The 21,834-nt window shown below is 72.2% G+C and carries 17 protein-coding genes and 3 tRNA genes; 8 read left to right on the top strand and 12 right to left on the bottom strand.

What is annotated here, in order from left to right:
• Positions 1-124: 124 nt before the first annotated feature.
• The gene (locus tag ACIRO3_RS10880) at positions 125-568 is read left to right on the top strand and encodes a gamma-glutamylcyclotransferase family protein (RefSeq protein WP_365999183.1); all 444 of its coding nucleotides are present in this window, start codon (positions 125-127) and stop codon (positions 566-568) included.
• Between the two features lie 37 nt (positions 569-605).
• Here ACIRO3_RS10880 and dnaG read toward each other — a convergent pair whose 3' ends face one another.
• From dnaG to ACIRO3_RS10900, 4 genes are all read right to left on the bottom strand, one after another.
• Positions 606-2,516 (bottom strand): DNA primase, encoded by a 1,911-nt coding sequence (gene dnaG, locus ACIRO3_RS10885; RefSeq protein ID WP_404134812.1) that lies wholly within the window; start codon positions 2,514-2,516, stop codon positions 606-608.
• A gap of 34 nt (positions 2,517-2,550) precedes the next feature.
• A complete protein-coding gene (locus tag ACIRO3_RS10890) occupies positions 2,551-3,825 on the bottom strand; it encodes an FAD-dependent oxidoreductase (RefSeq protein WP_351376021.1) in 1,275 nt (424 codons plus the stop codon).
• 108 nt (positions 3,826-3,933) lie between these two features.
• Entirely contained in the window at positions 3,934-5,247 is a 1,314-nt protein-coding gene (locus tag ACIRO3_RS10895) for a deoxyguanosinetriphosphate triphosphohydrolase (RefSeq protein WP_361780256.1), read from the bottom strand.
• 56 nt (positions 5,248-5,303) lie between these two features.
• Positions 5,304-6,017 carry a sirohydrochlorin chelatase gene (locus ACIRO3_RS10900; RefSeq protein WP_404134815.1) on the bottom strand — a complete coding sequence of 238 codons (714 nt, stop codon included), beginning with the start codon at positions 6,015-6,017 and terminating at the stop codon, positions 5,304-5,306.
• 391 nt (positions 6,018-6,408) lie between these two features.
• On the opposite strand from ACIRO3_RS10900, the gene ACIRO3_RS10905 reads away from it, so the two are divergent.
• The 3 genes from ACIRO3_RS10905 (at position 6,409) to ACIRO3_RS10915 (ending at position 9,258) form a co-directional block, all read left to right on the top strand.
• Positions 6,409-7,113, top strand: a complete 705-nt coding sequence (locus ACIRO3_RS10905) for a vancomycin high temperature exclusion protein (protein ID WP_404134818.1) — start codon at positions 6,409-6,411, stop codon at positions 7,111-7,113.
• A gap of 30 nt (positions 7,114-7,143) precedes the next feature.
• Positions 7,144-7,950, top strand: coding sequence for a glucose 1-dehydrogenase (locus ACIRO3_RS10910; RefSeq protein ID WP_404134821.1), 807 nt, complete (start codon positions 7,144-7,146; stop codon positions 7,948-7,950).
• A gap of 225 nt (positions 7,951-8,175) precedes the next feature.
• Entirely contained in the window at positions 8,176-9,258 is a 1,083-nt protein-coding gene (locus ACIRO3_RS10915) for an RNA polymerase sigma factor (RefSeq protein ID WP_404134824.1), read from the top strand.
• Between the two features lie 84 nt (positions 9,259-9,342).
• Here the strand turns inward: ACIRO3_RS10915 and ACIRO3_RS10920 are convergent, their stop codons facing one another.
• From ACIRO3_RS10920 to ACIRO3_RS10935, 4 genes are all read right to left on the bottom strand, one after another.
• A complete protein-coding gene (locus ACIRO3_RS10920; RefSeq protein WP_366148117.1) occupies positions 9,343-11,265 on the bottom strand; it encodes an ABC transporter ATP-binding protein in 1,923 nt (640 codons plus the stop codon).
• Positions 11,262-12,995 carry an ABC transporter ATP-binding protein gene (locus tag ACIRO3_RS10925; RefSeq protein ID WP_404134827.1) on the bottom strand — a complete coding sequence of 578 codons (1,734 nt, stop codon included), beginning with the start codon at positions 12,993-12,995 and terminating at the stop codon, positions 11,262-11,264. The genes ACIRO3_RS10920 and ACIRO3_RS10925 overlap by 4 nt, the downstream gene beginning before the upstream one ends.
• Before the next feature lie 137 nt (positions 12,996-13,132).
• Positions 13,133-14,581, bottom strand: a complete 1,449-nt coding sequence (locus ACIRO3_RS10930; protein ID WP_404134830.1) for an FGGY family carbohydrate kinase — start codon at positions 14,579-14,581, stop codon at positions 13,133-13,135.
• 85 nt (positions 14,582-14,666) lie between these two features.
• Positions 14,667-14,972, bottom strand: coding sequence for a YtxH domain-containing protein (locus ACIRO3_RS10935; RefSeq protein ID WP_361780235.1), 306 nt, complete (start codon positions 14,970-14,972; stop codon positions 14,667-14,669).
• Positions 14,973-15,118: 146 nt separating this feature from the next.
• Here ACIRO3_RS10935 and ACIRO3_RS10940 point away from each other — a divergent pair.
• The 3 genes from ACIRO3_RS10940 (at position 15,119) to ACIRO3_RS10950 (ending at position 15,526) form a co-directional block, all read left to right on the top strand.
• Positions 15,119-15,191 (top strand) — tRNA-Asn (locus ACIRO3_RS10940).
• A gap of 5 nt (positions 15,192-15,196) precedes the next feature.
• Positions 15,197-15,269: transfer RNA gene (locus ACIRO3_RS10945), tRNA-Asn, on the top strand.
• A 180-nt stretch (positions 15,270-15,449) separates the two neighbouring features.
• A tRNA-Ile gene (locus tag ACIRO3_RS10950) sits at positions 15,450-15,526 on the top strand.
• Between the two features lie 123 nt (positions 15,527-15,649).
• Here the strand turns inward: ACIRO3_RS10950 and ACIRO3_RS10955 are convergent.
• The 3 genes from ACIRO3_RS10955 to ACIRO3_RS10965 form a co-directional block, all read right to left on the bottom strand.
• Positions 15,650-16,621: a hypothetical protein gene (locus tag ACIRO3_RS10955; protein ID WP_404134833.1), complete on the bottom strand. Its 972-nt coding sequence runs from the start codon at positions 16,619-16,621 to the stop codon at positions 15,650-15,652.
• 191 nt (positions 16,622-16,812) lie between these two features.
• The gene (locus tag ACIRO3_RS10960) at positions 16,813-18,429 is read right to left on the bottom strand and encodes an MFS transporter (protein WP_404134836.1); all 1,617 of its coding nucleotides are present in this window, start codon (positions 18,427-18,429) and stop codon (positions 16,813-16,815) included.
• 219 nt (positions 18,430-18,648) lie between these two features.
• Complete coding sequence (locus ACIRO3_RS10965) at positions 18,649-19,836, bottom strand: glutamate--cysteine ligase (protein WP_404134838.1); 1,188 nt, start codon at positions 19,834-19,836, stop codon at positions 18,649-18,651.
• Positions 19,837-20,051: 215 nt separating this feature from the next.
• On the opposite strand from ACIRO3_RS10965, the gene ACIRO3_RS10970 reads away from it, so the two are divergent.
• Positions 20,052-21,314, top strand: a complete 1,263-nt coding sequence (locus ACIRO3_RS10970; protein ID WP_404134841.1) for an MFS transporter — start codon at positions 20,052-20,054, stop codon at positions 21,312-21,314.
• A gap of 57 nt (positions 21,315-21,371) precedes the next feature.
• On the opposite strand, the gene ACIRO3_RS10975 is transcribed toward ACIRO3_RS10970, so the two are convergent.
• Positions 21,372-21,824 (bottom strand): cupin domain-containing protein, encoded by a 453-nt coding sequence (locus tag ACIRO3_RS10975; RefSeq protein ID WP_404134844.1) that lies wholly within the window; start codon positions 21,822-21,824, stop codon positions 21,372-21,374.
• Between the last annotated feature and the right edge of the window lie 10 nt (positions 21,825-21,834).

Here is a 21,834-nt window from a genome sequence, read left to right on the forward strand (position 1 = left end):
GGACGCCCCCGCGCCGGGAGATGGTGAGACGGCGGTGCGTACGGTGGGATCGGGCGGGGAAGTCGGGCCCGTCGGCCCGGGGCGGCCCCCGTCGAACGTCCAGTGGAACCCGAAGGAGCACCCCGTGACATCGGTCGATCGGCCGGAATCGGTCGGATCAGCCCTGCCGTTCTTCGTGTACGGCACCCTGCGGCCCGGCGAGGTCAACCACGGCCTGTTCCTGCGGGGCCGCGTCGCCGCCGAGGCCCCCGCCACGCTGGCGGACGCCGTCCTCTACCAGGGCCCCGGCTACCCCTACGCCGTCGCCCGGCCCGGCTCCGCGATACGCGGCGAGCTGATCACCCCGGCCCCGGGGCGGTACGCGGAACTGCTGGTCGCGCTGGACCTGCTGGAGGAGTACGAGGGCCCGGGCCGGCCGGGAAACATGTACGACCGGGTCGTCCGCGAGGTCCTGCTCGCGGACGGCGCCCGGGTGCCCGCGTGGGTGTACCTGGCCTCGCCGCTGGTGGCCCGGGACCTGGCGGCCTCCGGCACCGAGATCCCGGGCGGCGACTGGCTCGGCCAGTGACCGGTTACGCCCGCCCGCCGGGCGGGGCATCGAGGCGCTACAGCCCCTCGGCACCCCGGTTGCGCAGCCGCTGACCGTACTGCTGGAGCACCCACAGCTCCTCCTGGACCGCCGCCAGTTGCTCGGGCGCAGCCTGCGGGCCCAGGCGGGACAGGGTGCCCTGGATCTCGTGCACCCGGCGGTCGACCGCGCGCAGCCGGACCTGCACCAGCTGCATGCCGGCGTAGATCTCGTCCACCGTCTTCGCGTGGATGGCCTCGACCGCGAGTTCCGTGACGAGCGCCCGAACCGTGTCGTTCGGGGCGGCCTCGCGGACCCGGGCCAGATAGTCGTCGGTGTCCTGGGAGGCACCGCCGGCGTCCTGGACGGCCTGGCGGACCGCCGCGTAGGGCGGGGCGGTGAACTCGTCGATCCCGTACGCGTCGAACGCGGGGGAGACCAGGGCCGGGCGCTGGAGGGCCAACTTGAGCAGCTCGCGCTCGGTGCGGTGCGCGGGGCTGCGCAGGTTCAGCGCGGGGCCGCCCGCGGGGGCGGTGGGCGTCGGGCCCGCCTCGTACGATCCGCGGCCGCGGCCCTGTCCCTGCTGCGGTCCGCCGGGCTGGTTGCCGCGCTCGCGCGCCCAGCGGGCGAGCTGCGCGACCCGCTTGACGACGAACTGCTCGTCGCGGATGCCGAGCATGCCGGCCAGTTGGACCGCCGACTCGTGCTGGATCGCGATGTTCTTGATGTTCGCGACGACCGGCGCGGCCTCGTCGAGGGCCGCCGCCCGCCCCGCCGGGTTCTCCAGGTTGTGCCGGGACACGATGTGCCGCAGGGCGAACTCGAACAGTGGGGTGCGGGCCTCCACCAGCCCCGACACGGCGGCGTCGCCCTGCGCCAGGCGCAGGTCACAGGGGTCCATGCCGCCCGGGGCGACGGTGATCGAGGTCTCGGCCGCGAACTTCTGGTCGTCCTCGAAGGCGCGCAGCGCCGCCTTCTGGCCCGCCGCGTCGCCGTCGAAGGTGAAGATCACCTCGGCCGTGGCGTTGTCCATCAGCAGGCGCCGGAGGATCTTGATGTGGTCCCCGCCGAAGGCGGTGCCGCAGGTCGCGATGGCCGTGGTGACCCCGGCCATGTGGCAGGCCATGACGTCGGTGTAGCCCTCGACGACCACGGCCCGGGAGGTCTTCGCGATCTCCTTCTTGGCCAGGTCGATGCCGTAGAGGACCTGCGACTTCTTGTAGATCGCGGTCTCGGGGGTGTTCAGGTACTTGGGGCCATTGTCGTCGTCGCGCAGCTTGCGCGCGCCGAAGCCGACCACCTCGCCGCTGATGTCGCGGATCGGCCACATCAGCCGGCCGCGGAAGCGGTCGATGGGCTTTCCGCTGCGGCTGTCCTGGGCCAGCCCGGACGTGATGAGTTCCTTGTCGGTGAAGCCCTTGCCGCGCAGGAACCGCGTCAGGTGGTCCCAACCGGCCGGGCTGTAGCCCACGCTGAAGTGCGTGGCGGCAGCCTGGTCGAAACCGCGCTCCGCCAGGAACTTGCGGCCGATCTCGGCCTCGGCGCCGTCGAGCTGGTCGACGTAGAACTGTGCGGCGGCCTTGTGCGCCTCGACCAGGCGGATCCGCTCGCCGCGGCCGCTGGTGCCGGCGGTGTAGCCGCCCTCCTCGTACCGCAGGGTGATGCCGGCCTGGCCCGCGAGCCGTTCGACCGCCTCCGAGAAGGAGAGGTGGTCGATCTTCATGACGAAGTCGAGGGTGTCCCCGCCCGCCTGGCAGCCGAAGCAGTGGTACAGCCCCTTGCTGGGGCTGACCTGGAAGGACGGGGACTTCTCGTCATGGAAGGGGCAGAGGCCCTTGAGGTTGCCCCCACCCGCGTTGCGGAGCTGGAGGTAGTCGGAGACCACGGCGTCGATCGGGACCGCGTCCCGTACCGCCTTCACGTCGTCGTCGTTGATCCGTCCTGCCACCCGTGAAGTCTACGGCCGGGCGGCGGCAATCCCGTCAGGCCCCCTCCGCCACCACCAGGGAGGAAAGCGGAACCGACGGGTCCGAGAGCCTGCCCGGGTCCACCGGGGCCTTCGACCTGATCAGGGCCTGGATGTGCTCGGTGACATCCCACACATTCACGTTCATACCGGCCAGCACCCGGCCGTCGGACAGCCAGAACGCGATGAACTCCCGCTTCCCCACGTCCCCGCGGATCAGCACCTGGTCGTACCCGCCGGGCGGCGCGTACCCCGAGTACTCCAGGCCCACGTCGTACTGGTCGGAGAAGAAGTACGGCACCCGGTCGTAGGAGACCTCCTGCCCCAGCATCGCCCGCGCCGCGGCCGGACCGCCGTTGAGGGCGTTCGCCCAGTGCTCCACCCGCAGCCGGGTCCCGAGCACCGGGTGGTGCGCCGCCGCCACGTCCCCGACGGCGAAGACGTCCGGGTCGGAGGTGCGCAGGGACGCGTCCACCGCGATCCCGCCGCCGTGCTCCCGGTCGATCAGGGCCAGCCCCGAGGTCTCGGCCAGCGCGGTGCGCGGCGCCGCGCCGATCGCCGAGAGCACCGCGTGCGCCGGGTGCTCCTCGCCGTCGTCGGTACGGGCGGCCAGCACCATCCCGTCGTGCCCGACGATCTCGGTGAGCCGGGAGCCGAAGTGGAAGCGGACCCCGTGCTCGGCGTGCAGGTCCGCGAAGAGCCGGCCGATCTCCGGGCCGAGCACCGCGTGCAGCGGAGTGGCCTCCGGCTCGACCACGGTCACCTCGGCGCCGTAGCCGCGGGCCGCCGCCGCGACCTCCAGGCCGATCCAGCCCGCGCCCGCGATCAACAGGTGGCCGTTGTCCCGTCCCAGGCCCGCCAGGACGTTGCGCAACCGTTCGGCGTGCGCGAGCCGACGCAGGTGGTGCACGCCGGCGAGGCCGGTGCCCGGGATGTCGAGGCGGCGCGGCTCCGCACCGGTGGCCAGCAACAACTTGTCGTAGTGCAGCGCGGTGCCGTCGCCCAGCACCACCTTCTTCGCGTCCCGGTCGAGCTGCACCGCGGGCTGCCCCAGATGCAGCTCGATGTCCGAGCGCGCGTACCAGGACGGCTCGTGGACGAAGACGCTCTCGCGCTCCTCCTTGCCCGCCAGGTAGCCCTTGGACAGCGGAGGCCGTTCGTAGGGATGCTCACGCTCGTCGCCGATAAGGATCACCCTGCCGGTGAACCCCTCGGTCCGCAGCGTCTCGGCCGCCTTTGCCCCGGCCAGTCCCGCGCCGACGATGACGAATGTTCGGTGTGCGTCGACCACCTGATGCCTCCTCATAACCTCTCCGCCACATGCGACCACATGCGAGCGTCCCGCACTGAGCCTGCCCCGTGAAGGGGGAATGGCCCGATCGACTCACCCTTCGGAGCGTCAGGGCCGTCTGGTGAGACGGGCGTGAAGGGAGCGCGCGGACGCGTCGGTGAGGCAGGCGATCTGGTCGACGACGGCGCGCTTGCGGGCCTTGTCGTCCGCCGCCGCGTCGAAGGTCGCCCTGAACTGCGGCTCCAGGCCCTCGGGCGCGCGGGCGCTGAGCGCCTCGGCGAGCTCGGCCAGGACGACGCGCTGGTCGGCGCGGACCCGCTCCTGCTCGTCGCGCTGCATCACGTACAGGTCCGCGACCGCCTTGAGGACGGCGCATTCGTTGCGGGCCTCGCGCGGTACCACCAGCCCGGCGCTGTAGCGGGTCAACCGGCCCGGCCCGTACGCCTCCCGGGTCGCGGTCTCGGCGGCCGTGCAGAAACGGCCGATCAGCTGGCTGGTGGCGTCCTTCAACCGGGCCTGGGCGATGGCGGAGCCGTCGTAGCCGTGCGGCCACCACTCCTGCTCCATGAGTCTGTCCAGGGCCTCGCGCAGCTCCTCGGGCGCGGTGTCGGCCGGGACGTACCGACCGATGGCGACCTGCCAGATCGTGGCGCGCTCGGGTTCCGAGAAGAGCAGGTTCGGGTCGAGGTGACCGGCGTGCAGACCGTCCTCGAAGTCGTGGACGGAGTACGCCACGTCGTCCGCCCAGTCCATGACCTGCGCCTCGAAGCACTTGCGGTCGGCGGGCGCGCCGCGGCGCAGCCACTCGAAGACGGGCAGGTCGTCCTCGTACGCGCCGAACTTGACGGAGTCCGGGTCGGTGGGGTGCTCCCCGCGGGCCCAGGGGTACTTGGTGGCGGCGTCCAGGCAGGCCCGGGTGAGGTTCAGACCCACGCTGACGAGCTCGCCCGACGCGGCATCGGTCACGAAGCGCTTGGGCTCCAGCCGGGTGAGCAGGCGCAGCGACTGGGCGTTGCCCTCGAAGCCGCCGCAGTCCTTCGCGAACTCGTTCAGCGCCTCCTCGCCGTTGTGGCCGAACGGCGGGTGGCCCATGTCGTGCGAGAGGCAGGACGCCTCGACCAGATCGGGGTCGCAGCCGAGGGCCAGCCCCAGCTCCCGGCCGATCTGGGCGCATTCCAGCGAGTGCGTAAGGCGCGTACGGGGGCTCGCGTCCCAGTCGTACGAACGCGTACCCGGGGTGACGACCTGCGTCTTGCCGGCGAGCCGGCGCAGCGCGGCGGAGTGCAGCACACGGGCGCGGTCCCGCTGGAAGGCGGTCCGGCCGGGCCGTTTGTCGGGCTCGGTGGCCCAGCGCTCGGTGTCGGCCGGGTCGTACGGGTCGACGGGACGGGCGGGTGCGGTGGTGCCTTCCAAGCCTTCCATGGTCAGACGGTAACCGGAACCACCGTCAAGGCGGGCGATCCGACCGAACCCGGCCCCTACGCGACGGCCCGCTCCAACGGTCGTTCCCGGCGGGCCAGGGCCTCCTCGTACCGCCGCACCACCAGCCGGGCCAGCGCCGGGTGCGCGCCCAGCGGGGCCGCGGCCGGCCCGCTCGCGGCGGCCGCGCTCGCGGTGGCGAACCGGCCGGGCGCGGTGAAGTACGAGGCGACCGCGACCCGGCGCTGGCCCCCGGCCGACAACGCCCGTACGGCGTCGGGAACGCTCGGCGCGGCGGCCGAGGCGTAGCCCGGGACCACGGTGACCCCGCCGAGGCGTTCGGAGAGCAGGGCCGCGGCGAGGCGGACGTCGGCGGCGGCCTCCGGGTCGCGGGAGCCGGCGGCGGCCAGCACGACGGGCGTGCCGGGGCTCCAGCCGGCCTGCGACAGCCGCTCGTACAGGGCCTCGACCAGCAGCGGATGCGGACCCAGCGGCTCGGCGACCCGGGTCCGCAGATGGCCGGCCCGGGCGGCGGTCGCGGGGAGGTCCCGCTTGACGTGGTGCCCCCGGCTGAGCAGGAGCGGCACCAGGACGGCCTCGCCGGTGGCGCGGTCGAGGGTGTCGCCGAGCAGGGGCGGGTTCAGTTCAACGTGCCCCAGCCGGACGTCGAGCCGGGGGCGCAGCTCGCGGACCCGTTCGAGCAGGGCCTCGACGGCGGGCAGGGCACGAGGGTCGCGGCTGCCGTGGGCCACGGCGACGAGGGTGGGCTGCATGCGTGGACTCCGTGGTGCCGGGCCCCCGGGCCGTGCCGGGGGCGCAGTCCGCCGAGCTGCGTGCCGAGCTGCGCGGTGATCCGCGTCAGCAGTTCCGCGGCGGTGGCGGGAGGGAGGGGGATGGACTGGTACTCGGGAGGGTGCGCCGACTCCGTCATGAACCGATCCTGCGGGGCCGAGATTGCCGGGGCGTTGCGCAGGGGTGACGGGTCTTTACCGGGTGCTCACCGGCGGCCGTCGCAGGCTGTGCTTTCCCGTCGGTCGGGCGCCGTCCCTCCCGCCCGGCGGCCGCCGGGCGGCGCACGCCCCCGGGGCGGCCGCTGAAACCGCGCGCCCCCGCGACGCGTCCTGACACGCGACGCGTCCGACGGCACCACCGGGGGGAACACTCATGCGCGGGATCGGGAAACGGCTGCGCGGGAAACGGCTGCGGCTGCCGCTGCGCACCGTACGGGCCAGGCGGCGGGCCGTACAGGCCGTCATGGTCGGCTGCGTGCTGGCGCTGCTGCCCTCGGCCTGGACGCACGCGGCCGCCGCGCCGCGGCTGCGGACCACCGCCGACGCACCGGCGGCCGAGGTGGCCGTGGTGTTCGGAGCGGGGTTGTGGAACGGCAGGCCCACCCCGTACCTGGCCTACCGGCTCGACGCGGCCGCCGAGTTGTACCGCGCCGGCAAGGTCAAGGTCGTCCTGGTCACCGGCGACAACAGCCGGACCGGATACGACGAGCCGAACGCGATGCGCACCTACCTCACCGGGCACGGGGTGCCGGGCGACCGGATCGTCAGCGACTACGCCGGCTTCGACACCTGGGACTCCTGCGTCCGCGCCAAGGAGATCTTCGGGGTGCACCGCGCGGTGCTGATCAGCCAGGGCTTCCACATCCGCCGGGCCGTGGCCCTGTGCCAGGCCGCGGGCGTGGACTCGTACGGGGTCGGGGTCGACGACGTACACGATTCCACCTGGTACTACGGCAGCACCCGCGAGGTCTTCGCGGCCGGCAAGGCGGCGCTGGACGCTGCCCTGAAGCCCCAACCGCGCTTCCTGGGCCCGAAGGAGGAGGGGGTGTCGCGGGCCCTGGCCGCTCTGGCAGACTGACGCCACCGCCGGCGTATGCCGATTAGTCATATGCCGATCCGTTGTACGCGTCAGGGGTGTGGAACCGTGGCAGTTGTGGATCTGACCGGCAAGGTCGTCGTCGTCACCGGCGGAGCCCGGGGGCTGGGCGCGGCCGCCGCACAGACCGTCGTCGACGGCGGCGGCAAGGTGCTGATCACCGACGTGCTGGAGGCGGAGGGCGCCGAGACGGCCGCCAAACTGGGCGACGCCGCCCGCTTCCTGAGGCACGACGTGACGAGCGAGGCCGACTGGACGGCGGCGCTGGACCACGCCCTCGCCGAGTTCGGTCGCGTCGACGGCCTGGTCAACAACGCCGGCATAGCCACCGGCCAGTTCCTGGAGCACGAGAGCGTCGAGCACTTCCGCCGGGTCGTCGAGATCAACCTGGTCGGCACCTTCATCGGCATCAAGACCGCGATCCCGCTGCTGCGCGCGAACGGCGGCGGCTCCATCGTCAACATCTCCTCCGCCGCCGGCCTCACCGGCCTCGCCCTGACCGCCGGCTACGGGGCCTCCAAGTGGGGCGTGCGCGGCCTGTCGAAGATCGGCGCCGTCGAACTCGCCGAGGCGCGCATCCGCGTCAACTCCGTGCACCCCGGCATGACGCTCACCCCGATGACCGCCCAGGTCGGCATCGAGACCGGCGAGGGCAACTACCCCGGCGCCCCGATGGGCCGCGTCGGCGTCCCCGAGGAGATCGCCGCCGCCGTCGCCTTCCTGCTCTCCGACGCCGCCGGCTACATGACGGGCGCCGAACTCGCGGTGGACGGCGGCTGGACGGCCGGTCTCACGGTGAAGTACCTCACCGGCCAGTGACCCCACGCGGCGGGGCGGCCCCGACGGGTCGCCCCGCCGCGGCGTTTCCACGACCGCCGGCCTTCTCGGACATGCGTCCGATCCGCATCGGGGTTCCCGCCAAGGGGTAACCATCGGTCACGCACCGGACTCAGAAAGTGCTCGCACGCCCCTCGTGGCGGCGATGTGTCGTACCCCACACTGAGGTGCGGTGCCCCCGTCCTCGGAGCCCTGGAGGTCGCCCCCGTGCAGACCCGGACCCTGACCGTGAACGTGAGTCACCCCGCTCGGGCCGACGAAGCCGTCGAGGCAGAGGCCGAGGCCGAAGCAGTGGACGACGAGCCCGAGGTCTTGGAGCTGATCGAACAGGTGCCGGAGCAGCGCAGGCGCAGCGCGGACGGCGGGAGCGGTGGAGCGAGCCCTTCCGCCGACCTCTTCCGACAGTACCTGCGCGAGATAGGCAGGATCCCGCTGCTCACCGCCGCGGAGGAAGTGGACCTGGCACGACGCGTCGAGGCCGGACTGTTCGCCGAGGAGAAGCTGGGGAACACCCCCGGCCTCGACCTCCAACTCACCCTCGACCTGGACAAGCTCGTCGTCATGGGGCGGATGGCCAAACGCCGCCTCATCGAGTCCAACCTGCGGCTCGTCGTCTCCGTGGCCAAACGCTACGTGGGTCGCGGGCTCACCATGCTCGACCTGGTCCAGGAGGGCAACCTCGGGCTGATCCGCGCCGTCGAGAAGTTCGACTACGCCCGCGGCTACAAGTTCTCCACCTACGCCACCTGGTGGATCCGGCAGGCCATGTCCCGGGCTCTCGCCGACCAGGCCCGGACCATCCGCGTCCCCGTCCACGTCGTGGAACTGATCAACCGCGTGGTGCGCGTACAACGCCGCATGCTCCAGGAACGCGGGTACGAACCCACCGCCGAAGAGGTCGCCGCCCACCTCGAACTCACCCCCGAGCGGGTGCTGGAGGTGCTCCGCCTCGCGCAGGAACCGGTCTCCCTGCACGCCCCGGTGGGCGAGGAGGACGACGTCGCCCTCGGGGACCTCATCGAGGACGGGGACGCCACCTCGCCCATGGAATCGGCCGCCTTCTTCCTGCTCCGCGAGCACCTGGAAGCCGTGCTCTCCACCCTCGGCGAGCGCGAACGCAAGGTCGTCCAACTGCGCTACGGCCTGGCGGACGGCCGGCCGCGCACCCTGGAGGAGATCGGGCGGATCTTCGGCGTGACCCGCGAGCGGATCCGGCAGATCGAGTCCAAGACGCTCAACAAGCTGCGCGACCACGCCTTCGCCGACCAACTGCGCGGCTACCTCGACTGACGCGCGACCCCCGGCCGGTCGGACAAGCCGAAGGGGTGCCCCTTGACAAGGGCACCCCCGACACGACCGCGACGACCCGGCCGGCTAGTCGACCTCGGCCACCGCCTGCGCGAACTGCGCCGCGTACAGACGCGCGTACGCGCCGTCCGCCGCCAACAGCTCCTCGTGCGTGCCCTGCTCCACGATCGAGCCGCTCTCCATCACCAGGATCACGTCGGCGTCGCGGATCGTGGACAACCGGTGCGCGATGACGAAGGACGTACGGCCGTGCGCCAGACGCGCCATCGCCTTCTGGATGAGCACCTCGGTCCGGGTGTCCACCGAGCTGGTCGCCTCGTCGAGCACCAGGATCACCGGGTCCGACAAGAACGCCCGGGCGATGGTGATCAGCTGCTTCTCGCCCGCGCTGACCCCCGCGCCCTCGTCGTCCAGCACCGTGTCGTAGCCGTCCGGCAGGGTACGGATGAACCGGTCCGCGTGCGCCGCTCGCGCGGCCTCCTCGATCTCGGCGCGGGTCACCTCGCGCGAGGCCCCGTACGCGATGTTCTCCGCGATGGTGCCGCCGAACAGCCAGGTGTCCTGGAGCACCATGCCGATCCCGCCGCGCAGCTCCTCGCGGGTCATCTTGGCTATGTCCACCCCGTCCAGGGCGATCTCGCCGCCGGTGACCTCGTAGAACCGCATCAGCAGGTTGACCAGCGTGGTCTTGCCGGCGCCCGTCGGGCCGACGATCGCGACCGTGTGCCCGGGTTCGACCGTGAGCGAGAGGTTCTCGATCAGCGGCCTGTCCGGCTCGTAACGGAAGGCGACCTTGTCCAGGGTGACCTGGCCGCGCAGGGTCTCCGGACGCTCCGGGACCTCCGCGTCCGCCTCCTGCTCCTCGGCGTCGAGCAGCTCGTACACCCGCTCCGCCGAGGCCACGCCGGACTGCACCAGGTTCGCCATCGAGGCGACCTGCGTCAGCGGCATCGAGAACTGGCGCGAGTACTGGATGAAGGCCTGCACGTCACCGATCGACAGGGTGCCCGAGGCCACCCGCAGACCGCCGACGACCGCGATCAGCACGTAGTTGACGTTCGAGATGAAGAACATCACCGGCTGCATGACGCCGCTGACCAACTGCGCCTTGAACGAGGCCTTGTACAGCTCCTCGTTCTCCGCGGCGAAGACCGCCGCCGACTCCTTCTGCCGTCCGAAGACCTTGACCAGGTTGTGCCCCGAGTACATCTCCTCGATGTGCGCGTTGAGCGTGCCCGTGGTCTTCCACTGCGCGACGAACTGCGGCTGCGACTTCTTGCCGATCTTCGCCGCGACGAAGATCGAGACCGGTACGGTCACCAGCGCGACCAGCGCCAACAGCGGCGAGATCCAGAACATCATCGCCAGCACGCCGACGATCGTCAGCAGCGAGTTCAGCAACTGACCCATCGTCTGCTGGAGGGTCTGCCCGATGTTGTCGATGTCGTTCGTCGCCCGGCTCAGCACCTCGCCGCGCTTTTGCTGGTCGAAGTACGACAGCGGCAACCGCGACAGCTTCGCCTGGAGCTCCTCGCGCATCCGGTACACGGTGCCGTTCATGACGTGGTTCGACAGCCGCGTCGCGACCAGCATCAGCAGACCGGCGAGGGTGAAGACCACCAGCGCCCAGATCGCCACGACCCCGACGGCACCGAAGTCGATGCCCTGCCCCGGGGTGAAGGCCGTCCCGGACAGCATGTCCGCCATGCCACCCTGACCCCTGGCCCGCAGGTCGTCCAACGCCTGCTGCTTCGTGATCCCGGCCGGCATCTCCCGGCCGACGATCCCCGCGAACACCAGGTCGGTGGCATGCCCCAGGATCTTCGGGCCGACCACCGTGAACGCGACGCTGCCGATGACGGCGACGACCATGCCCCACAGCTTGACCCGGTCCTGCGCGAGCTGCCCCAGCAGCCGCTTGCCCGACCCCTTGAAGTCCATGGACCGCTGGGCCGGCCCCATCATCATTCGTCCTCCGGGCCCGCTCACGCCGCCTCCGCCTCCGTCAGCTGGGAGAGCACGATCTCCCGATAGGTCTCATTGCCGGCCATCAACTCGTGGTGGCGCCCCTCGCCCACCACCCGGCCCTCGTCGAGGACGATGATCCGGTCGGCGTCACGGATCGTGGACACCCGCTGGGCGACGATGACCACGGTCGCCTCCTGCGTCTCGCGGGCGAGCGCCGCGCGCAGCGCCGCGTCCGTCGCGTAGTCCAGCGCCGAGAAGGAGTCGTCGAACAGGTAGATCTCCGGGCGCTGCACCAGCGTGCGGGCGATCGCCAGCCGCTGCCGCTGACCGCCGGAGACATTGGTTCCGCCCTGGGCGACGGGGGCTTCGAGGCCACCCTCCAGCGCGGACACGAAATCCTTGGCCTGGGCCACCTCCAGCGCCCGCCACAATTCCTCGTCCGTGGCGTCCGGGCGCCCGTAGCGCAGGTTGGAGGCCACGGTGCCGGAGAACAGGTACGGCTTCTGGGGCACCATGCCGACCGTCTTGGCCAGCAGCTCCGGATCCAGCCGGCGCACGTCCTCGCCGTCGACCAGCACCTCGCCGCCGGTCGCGTCGAACAGGCGGGGAACCAACCCCAGCAGCGTGGACTTGCCGCTGCCCGTGGAGCCGATCACCGCCGTCGTCTCGCCGGGGCGGGCCACCAGGTCCACCCCGCGCAACACCGAGGCCTCGGCGCCGGGGTAGCGGAAGTCGGCGCCGCGCAGCTCCAACCGCCCGTGCCGCCGCAGCTCGCGCACCGGGTCGGTGGGCGGGACCACGCTGGACTCGGTGTCCAGGACCTCCTGGATGCGCTCGGCGCAGACCTCCGCGCGCGGCACCATCATGAACATGAAGGTGGCCATCATCACGGACATGACGATCTGCATCAGGTAGGCCAGGAAGGCCGTCAACTGGCCGATCTCCATGCCGCCGCTGTCCACGCGCATGGCGCCGAACCAGATGACGGCGACGCTGGAGATGTTCACCACGACGATGACGACGGGGAACATCAGCGCGAGCAGCTTCCCCGAGGCCAGCGACACACCGGTGAGCTCGGCGTTCGCCTCCCGGAAGCGCTCCTTCTCGTACGCGTCGCGCACGAAGGCGCGGATCACGCGGTTACCGGTGATCTGCTCGCGCAGCACCCGGTTCACGATGTCCAGGCGGGTCTGCATCTTCCGGAACAGCGGCCGCGTCCTGAAGACGATCGCACCGACCGACAGGCCGAGGATCGGGACGACGGCGAGCAGGACGCCCGACAGCTTCACGTCGAGGGAGAGCGCCATCGCGATGCCGCCGACGCACATGATCGGCGCCGAGACCATCAGCGTGAAGGTCATCAGCACCAGCATCTGGACCTGCTGGACGTCGTTCGTCGTACGGGTGATCAGGGAGGGGGCGCCGAAGTGGCCGAGCTCCCGCGCGGAGAAGCTCTGCACGCGGTCGAAGACGGCGGCCCGGACGTCCCGGCCGAACGCCGCCGCGGTGCGGGCGCCGTAGTAGACGGCCCCGATGTTGCAGGCGAGCTGGACGAGCGAGACACCGAGCATCAGCGCGCCGAAGCGCAGGATGTAACCGGTGTCACCGTTGACGACACCGTTGTCGATGATGTCGGCGTTCAGCGTGGGCAGGTAGAGGCTCGCACTGGTCTGCAGCAGTTGCAGCAGCACCAGCAGGGCGATGGGTTTCCGGTACGGACCCAGGTGGGTCCGCAGAAGTCGTATGAGCACGCGCAGGCTCCGGTCGGCAAGATCGAGGGGGGTTCGCTCCATCTTCGGCCAATCGGGTGCCGATCCCCACCTGTTTTCGCAAAGGCAGGTCAAAGGAGGAGGCCCCCGAGACCCGGCCAACCTTTCCGGTCGCAGCCCTAGAACGCCCCGGGGTGGATCTGGTCGCGCGTCGCGACGTACTGCCGGCGCACCGCCTGCCAGGCCGGGTAGTCCTCGTCCGGCTCGAAGACCTGCGCCGCCGGACCCGGCCAGACCGGCGGGGTGTGCGGGGCCAGGGTGCCCCGCGCCACTCCGAGGGCCCACGCCGCCTGGCGGGCCGCGCCCAGCGCCGCGTAGTCGGCCGGGGCCGGAACCACGATCTGCGTGCCGAACAGGCCCGGCGCCGCCGCCTGCACCGCGGGCAGCTCGGCCGCCGCGCCCAGCAGGAACACCCGACGGATCTCCACCCCGCGGTGCCGCAGCACGTCGAGGGCGTCGGCCAGACCGCACAGCATGCCCTCGAAGGCGGCCCGCGCCAGGTGTTCGGGCTTCATGGAGTCCCGCCGCAACCCGGACAGGGTCCCGGCGCTCTGCGGCAGGTTCGGGGTCCGCTCGCCTTCCAGGTACGGCAGGAGTACGAGGCCGTGCGCACCCGGAGTCGACTTCAACGCCAGCGCGCTCAACCCCTCCAGGTCGGTGCCCAGCAGCTCGGCGGTGCCGCGCAGGGCCCGTACGGCGTTGGAGACGTTCACCACCGGCAGGTGCATGCCACCCGCGTCGGCGAGCGAGGTGATCAGGCCGCCCGAGTCGGTCAGTGCCTGGTGGTGCACGGCCATCACCGAGCCGGAGGCGCCCAGCGACACGACCGCGTCGCCCAGGCCGAGGCCCAGCCCGAGGGCGGCCGCCATGGTCTCGCCGGTGCCGGCGGATATCAACAGCCCCTCGGGGGTGGTCCCGGCGGCGTCGGCCGGGCCCAGCACCTCGGGCAGCAGCGCCTGATGGCCCAGGGCCAGTTCGACGAGGTCGGGGCGGTAGGTGCCGGTGGCCGCCGACCAGTAGCCGGTGCCGGACGCGCCGCCCCGGTCGGTGGTGCGGCGGGCGGGCCGGCCGAGCAACTGCCAGACCAGCCAGTCGTGCGGGGACATCAGCACCGCCACCCGGCGCGCCGCCTCCGGCTCGGTACGCGCCAGCCAGGCGAGCTTCGCGATGGGCTGCGCGGAGTGCGGGACACAGCCCACGGCCTCGGCCCAACCCCGGCGACCGCCGAGCACCTCGATCAGCTCGGCCGCGGCGACCTGCCCGCGCTTGTCGTTGCCGACCAGCGCCGGACGCACGAGGGCGCCCTGCGCGTCCAAGGGGAGCAGGCCGTGCTGCTGCGCGGAGACCCCGATGGCCTGGACCCCTTCGAGGAGTCCGCCGCCGGCCGCCTCGCCGAGCGAGAGCAGCCACGCCTGGGGGTCCGTCTCGTGGGGGTTCGCGCCCCCCGGTTCGCCCGTTGGCTGCGGATGGGGCGCGTAGCCCTGGCGCAGCACGGCACCCGTGTCGGCGTCACAGACGACGATGCGAGTGAAGGTGGAAGAGCTGTCCAGCCCGGCGACTATCCCCATGCGGAGAATTCTGCCGCACGGCCCGGCGAACTCCGCCGTCGAGGAGGCCTCCCGGCCACGGGCCGACGGAGGCCTCCAGCCGGCCTCAGGTGTTGCTGGTGCCCCAGTCGTCCTCGCCGCCGGCGCCCGAGCCCCGACCGCGCAGGTTCCGGACCCGCTCGGCGAACCCCTCCGGCACCGCGTCGCCGACCTTGTCGCTCACCGCCGCGAAGGCCTTGCCCGCGAACTGGCGACCGCTCTGACCGGCCGTCTCCGCGGCATTGCGGACCGCCGGGTTCTGCGCGATCTCGCGGGCGGACTTCTTCAGCTGCTCGTACCGCTCGCGCCCGGCCCGGGTCCCGAGCACGTACCCGAGGGCCAGTCCGACCGCGAACGTGACCTTGTACCGCATGCCTGTCACCCTTCGTCGTGTGGTGCCCGGCCTGCCACCGATACCGATTGGCGGAGCACCCCCCTGCTTGCGCTAATCTATGACTCGCAACGGGCGCTCGCCCCCCGGCAAACGCCGGAGGTGGGCTGTTCGGTGCAACGCAGCAATCCCCTGTAGCTCAATTGGCAGAGCAGCCGACTGTTAATCGGCAGGTTACTGGTTCGAGTCCAGTCGGGGGAGCGCGGTCCCCTGTAGCTCAATTGGCAGAGCAGCCGACTGTTAATCGGCAGGTTACTGGTTCGAGTCCAGTCGGGGGAGCAAAGAAGAGGAGGACCCGGGAGGGTCCTCTTTTTTTGCCCTGATTCCGGAACCGGGCAGCGCTCGGCGCGGTCTCTCTGGACAGCGAAGCCGATCATGCGAGGCATCCGAGGCAGGAGATCGTATGAGCGGCTATGCTGCGGCAGACGGCGCGCACACATGTACGCGCCACGCCGTAAAGGGGCGGTAGCTCAGCCGGTTAGAGCAGCGGACTCATAATCCGTCGGCCGTGGGTTCGAGTCCCACCCGCCCCACCACAGGGCTGGTTCGCAGAAACGTTGCGACCGGCCAATCCGGTGCCTCGCCCAGCCTGCTGGGCCGAGGCACCTTCTCGTTCCAGGCCCTGTGCGCGGCCACGGCGTGGAAGACCGGCCGGGTGCTCAGTCGGGCGGGCAGGCGGTGGCCGGGTCGTCGTGGACGAGAGCGCAGACCATCTGGGCGCCGCGTCGGTGGTCCGGGTATGCCGCGAGCAGCCCTGCCTCGAAGTCGTTCCACTGGCGGGTGATCTCGGCGGTGGCGCCGGCCGTGGCGTGCCGGAAGTTGTCGCCCGTCTTCGAACGGGCGGACACGGCGGTGTCCTTGTTCAGGGCCCGGTTGTGGGCGACGCGGCCGGCGCAGTCGGCGGGTTTGACCCCGGTGGAGTCCATGTCGGGATAGCAGCCGGTGGTGAGGTCCCGGGGGATGCGCGCCCGCGCCTCCCGGGTCCACTCGGCGTCCTCCATGGCGCTGTGGCGGCGGATGTCGAGGAACGGCGCGACGTCCGTGCGTCCCAATCCGGGCGGGTTGTCGAGGCCGATCGGACCGGGGGCCGGCCGGTCCACCCAGTTGGAGTGCGAGTAGAAGTCCTCGATCTGGTGCCAGCCGCGGCCGAGCTGTTCGAGGACGGCGCATTTGGCCCGCCCCGGCTTCCCGTCCCACGCGCAGGGGGAGGACAGGTCGCTCTGGTCCGCGCGCACCTTGCCGTCGGCGTCGACGAGGCCGTCCGCGGCCCGGATCGCGCCGCGGAAGCGGGCGACGGAGGTACGGACGCAGGCGAGGAGCTCGGTGGTGGCCTCGTCCCGGGTGCGGGGGTAGTCGCGGGAGTCGAGGTAGTCGGCGTTGTCGCAGTGCAGGGGGCCGACGTCGAAGTAGGGGCGGTGGTCGTTGGCGTTGATCGCCCCGTCCCGGGCATCGGCCATCGCGGTCAGGGTCACCGGCTCCCAGGGCAGCGCGGCCCGGGTGATGGCCTCGTGGTTGGCGCCGGTGAAGGCGTGGGCGGGGCCGCTCGGCAGGGCGACCAGGGCGGCCGCCAGGAGCGCCGCGGCGACCGCGGGGACGGGCCGGCGCCGGCCGGCGAGCGGAGGAGGGGACATGTGGGGGCTCCAGGCGTCCGGGGGAGCTCTCCTGGTCGACGCCCGCGGGGCGGGCGTTCGGCGGGGATCCCGGTCCACGGCGGACGCGGTGGGCACGGCCGCCGGCGGGCCGTTCCCGGCGGCGGGAGGACAGCCCCCTTCCATGCTGCGCGCCCGCTCCGGGCTCCGCACGCGCGCGGGACGGCGGGCGGCTACGGCTCCGTCGAGCGGGGCTGGCTCGGCGGGATCCGTCGGGTGAAGAACAGGGCGAGGAGGGCGGCGAGGGCCAGGATGGCGAGCGCCGCGCGCAGGCCGTCGAGCCTGGCGTCGGCATTGGCGGCCATGGCCGCCTCGGACACCTCCGGGCTCGTGCCGGCCTCCTCCAGGGCGGTTCCCAGCTGGGCGTCGGACAGGAAGGGCGCACCGCTCTGGAGCTGGACGGTCGCCTGGCTCTTGACGCTGTCCGGGACCGCGGGGTTCGCCTCGACGTTGGTCAGGAAGGAGGCCGTGAGCGCGCCGATCATGATCGATCCGGCGAGTGCCGTGCCGATCGAGGCGCCGAGGTTGGTGACGGCGTTCTGTACGCCGCCGACCTCCGCGCTCTGGGCCTGCGGCACCGCGGACACGGTGACCGACCCCAGCTGGGACGCCAGCGCGCCCATGCCCAACCCGATCAGCAGCAGGGGGAAGGTGACGATCTCCGCCCCGGCGCCCGCGTCGAGCGCCGCCATCAGGACCACCGCTCCCGCGAGCAGCGCGAGGATCCCGAGCCGCACCACCCGCCGCGGGGAGACGTCCGGGAGGAAACGCGGGATCAGGGTCGCGGCCGCCAGCAGGCTAACCGACAGCGGCAGGAGCCGGGCGCCGGTCTCCAGCGCCGACAGGCCGAGGGCGACGGAGAGGTAGAGCGGAACGACGAAGAAGACGCCCATCTGCACGAGGTACTGGAAGAAGAACATCGTCAGGCCGCCGGTGAGCTGCTTGTTCCGCAGCATGTCGGGATCGACGAGGGGGTCCCCGTTCCGCTCGACGACCCTGGCCTCCCAACGCAGGAAGAGCCGGATCAGCAGCAGGCCGGCCAGCATCAGCCACGTCGTCAGGGAGACCCCGATCCACGAGGGCGTGTCCGCCTTCGGCTGGAACCAACCCCACTCGTCGGACCGGAGCACGCCGTAGACGAAGATCCCGAGGCCGAGCGCGGAGAGGACGGCGCCCACGTGGTCGATGCTCCGGCGCTCACCGGGCGGGGCGTCCGCGATGCGGCGTGCGAGGACGAGGATGCCCAGCACCACCACCACCTCGCCCGCGAAGACCCACCGCCATGAGAAGTACGTCGTCGCGACCCCGCCGATGAGCGGCCCGACCGCGATGGCGACGGCCCCGGCCGCCACGACGAGCCCGTAGGCGGCGGGACGGCGTTCGACGGCGAAGTTGCCGGCGACGAGCGCCACGATGGCGGGCAGGATGAGCGCCGCTCCGATGCCCTCCAGGAACGCCCAGCCCACCAGCAGCACGGGCAGGTTCGGCGCGAGCGCCGTGGTGAGGGAGCCGGCCCCGTAGATGCAGCAGCCGATCATGAACGCGCGCTTGCGGCCGATCAGCGCCCCGACCTTGCCACCGGGGATCATGAACATGGCCATCACGAGGGTGTAGGCGGTGATCGCGCCCTGGATCCCCGTCACGGTCGTGCCCACGTCCTCGGCCACCGTCGCGATGGAGACGTTCATGACGGAGCTGTCGAGCGCCATCAGGAACTGACCTGACGCGAGCGTCAGCAGGACGATTCGCGCCTTGGCCGAACTCTCGGCCGTGCTTGCCCGGGACACCATCGACGCATGGTTCCAGCCGGGCCGGGGCCCGGGGGGCTGACGCGCCCGACGGGTCGACCGGACGGAGGCGGCCGTCCCCGTGCGCGAGGTACGGGCGCGGCCCGCCGATCCGCGGCCCGCGGCCCGGGGGCCGACCCGACCCCGACCACCGACCCGGCGTCCGGGGCCGCCGGCCGGGGGCCGGCGGTTCGGGGTCGGTGGTCGGGGGGCGGCCCGTTCCTAGACGTCCTCCGTTTCGTCCGCCACGAGGCGCAGTACGTCCATCAGGTCCTGGCGGCGCGCGTACGCGACGCGTTGGCGATGGGCGCCCGAGCCGTCGCGGAGCAGGCCCGCCAGGGTCTTGGCCGCGTGGTCGAGGTCGCCGGCCGCCGCCAGTTCCGGAGCGATCCGGTCGAACAGGGCTTCCGCCAGGTCGGCCGCGGGGAGTTCGGTGCCCGAGTACGGGTCCAGGCCGAAGCCCTCCAGGCCGTCGTGGGCCGCACGCCAGCGGGCCAGGCGCAGTACGTCGTCCCGCACCGGTGGGTCGGGGAGGTGTTCCGCGATCTCGCGCAGGGCCGTGGCCACCAGGGCGCGGGCCAGTTCCGCCTGGAGGATGGCCGCGTCGATGTCCCAGGACATGTCGGGCGCCCGGATTTCGAGCGTCGGCCAGTGCCCGGACGGGCGAAGGTCCCAGTAGACCATCTTGGTGTCCAGGGCCGCCCCGGAGCCGAGCAGGGTCTGTACCGAGCGCCGGAAGTGGGCCGTGGACGTGAAGTGCGGGGGCAGGCCCGCCGAGGGCCACCCCGCCCAGGCCATCGCGCGCCAACTGGAGTGGCCGGTGTCACGGCCGCCCCAGAAGGGCGAGTTGGCCGCCAGCGCGATCAGCGTGGGCAGCCAGGGTCTGACCCGGTTGGACACCGCCACCGCGGTGTCCACGTCGAGCGTTCCGATGTGGATGTGGCGTCCGCAGCTGACCAGGGTGTCGGTCAGCGCGCCGAACCGGCGGTGCTGTTCGCGCTGGCGGGGTTCGTCGTCGGTCAGGTGCAGCGGTCCCTCCACGGCCAGGATCGGCGAGGGCGCCGCCAACAGCCGACAGCCGTGGGCGCGAGCCGCCGCGCCGAGCGAGCGCCGCAGGGCGGCGAGCTCCGCGCGCAGGGTGACCGCCGAGTCCGCGATCGGGGTGGCGATCTCCACCTGGTAGCGGGTGCCCTCGGGGTGCAGTTCGTGCGGAAGCCCCGCGGCGGTGGCGAGGACGAGGGGTGCGGCCGGGACCACGCGCAGGGTGCGGGCGTCGACGAGGAGGAACTCCTCCTCGACCCCGAGCGTGAGGGGCGCCGTGTCGCCGCCCATGAGGTGCAGCCCCGCCTTGCCCGCGGTGCGGATGCCGGTGTGACTGGTGCTCGTGGTGCTGTTGCCAGGTTCGATCACTACGCCTCCCTGGACATACGAGTCTTTTCATCATGAGTCGAGCGGGAGGCGAGGAGGGTACGCCGATTCGGTCAAATGTCCGGTGCCGATGGCGAGTTAGCGGCAAGCTCCGACTCGGGGTGGGGTGCCCGCTTCGCGTGGGACCGCTGTTGCGCCGGCGTGAACAGGCGGGAAAAGGACGAGGGCCGCGCGCGCGTCGCTGGTTATCATCCGATGTGACCGGTACGACGTCCCCTCCCCGACCCGAGCGGCGCATATTCGCCGACCTGACCCCGCTGCGCACCTCCCCGGACTACCGGCGGCTGTGGGTCGGCGGGACCATCTCCTGGATGGGCCAGGCGATGACCGCCCTGGCCATCTCCCTCCAGGTCTACGAGATCACCGGGTCCAGCTTCTCGGTCGGGCTCGTCGGGCTCTTCTCCCTCGTACCGCTCGTCGTCTTCGGTCTCTACGGCGGCGCCATCGCGGACACCATGGACCGGCGCAAGCTCGGCCTCCACAGCTCCACGGGACTGGCGGTCCTGTCCGTCGCGCTGGCCGCCGCCGCGCTCCTCGACTACCACCGGGTCTGGCTGCTCTACACGATCGTCGCGCTCCAGGCGGTCTGCGGGGCGCTCAACGGGCCGGCCCGGTCGGCGATGATCCCGAGGCTGCTGCCCCCCGAGCAGCTTCCGGCGGCCAACGCGCTGGGCTCCGTCACGATGACCTCCGGCACGATGATCGGGCCGGTGCTGGGCGGGCTCGTCGTCGGCTGGTGGGGGTACCAGGCCGCCTACCTGCTCGACGCCGTCACCTTCTGCGCCGCCCTCTACGCGATGTGGCGGCTGCCCTCGATGAAGCCCGACCGGGCCGAGGGGGTCCGGGGCCGGGCCTCCGTGCTGGACGGCCTGCGGTTCCTCGGGACCAGGCCCAACATCCGGATGACCTTCTTCTCGGACATGGCGGCCATGGTGCTGGCGCACCCCCGAGCGCTGTTCCCGGCGATCGCCGGACTCTGGTACGGCGGCGACGCCAAGACCGTCGGCCTGTTGGTGGCGGCTCCGGCCGTCGGGGCGCTGCTGGGCGGGGTGTTCTCCGGCTGGTTGGGACGGATCCGGCGGCACGGCCTGGCCATCCTCCTGTCCGTCGCCGCCTGGGGGCTGGCCATCGCCGTCTTCGGGCTGACCCGCAACCTGTGGCTCGGGCTGTTCTTCCTTGCCCTCGCCGGCTGCTCCGACACCATCTCCATGGTGTTCCGCTCCACGATGATGCAGGCCGCCAGCCCCGACGAGATGCGGGGCCGGCTCCAGGGGGTCTTCATCGTGGTCGTCGCGGGCGGGCCCCGGCTCGGGGACTTCCTCGCCGGGACCGTGGCCGACCTGACCTCCCCCGCCGTGGCCATCACGGGCGGGGGACTGGCCTGCGTCCTGGTGGTGGGGCTGCTGGCCGCGTGGTGGCGGGGGTTCGCCCGGTACGACGCCAGGTCGCCGCAGGCCTGAGCGCGGGCCCGGGGCCGGGTCGGGGCCGGTGCGGGGTCGTGGGCGGCGCCGGCCGGTTCAGGCGTCCAGCGGCTCACGGGTGCGGGGGCCCGGACGGTCGCCGGTGTTGGTGGTGCCGGTCGGCTCGAACAGCAGGATCGACACCTCCTCGGCCGCCGTCGGGCAGTGCTCGACGCCGCGCGGGACGACGTACAGCTCGCCCGGTCCGAGGACGACGTCCCCGTCGCGGAGGCGGATCGTGAGCGTGCCGGCGACGACGAGGAACAGCTCGTCGGTGTCCTCGTGCGCGTGCCAGACGAACTCCCCCCGCAGCTTGGCGATCTTGACCTCGTAGTCGTTGACCCGGGCGATCCGGCGCGGGGCCCAGTGCTCGGTGAAGGCGGCCAGCTTCCGCGCGATGTCCACCGTGCCCGTCGTGGTCGTGGTCGTGGTCGCGGGCGGCTTCGGCGTCGCGGCCGCGTTCGTGGTCGGGGCGGGAGCCGGTGTCGGGTGGGGCGTCGGTGTCGTCATGCGCCCAGGC

It is taken from the genome of Streptomyces sp. NPDC102278 (genome assembly GCF_044766345.1).
GTDB lineage: Bacteria > Actinomycetota > Actinomycetes > Streptomycetales > Streptomycetaceae > Streptomyces.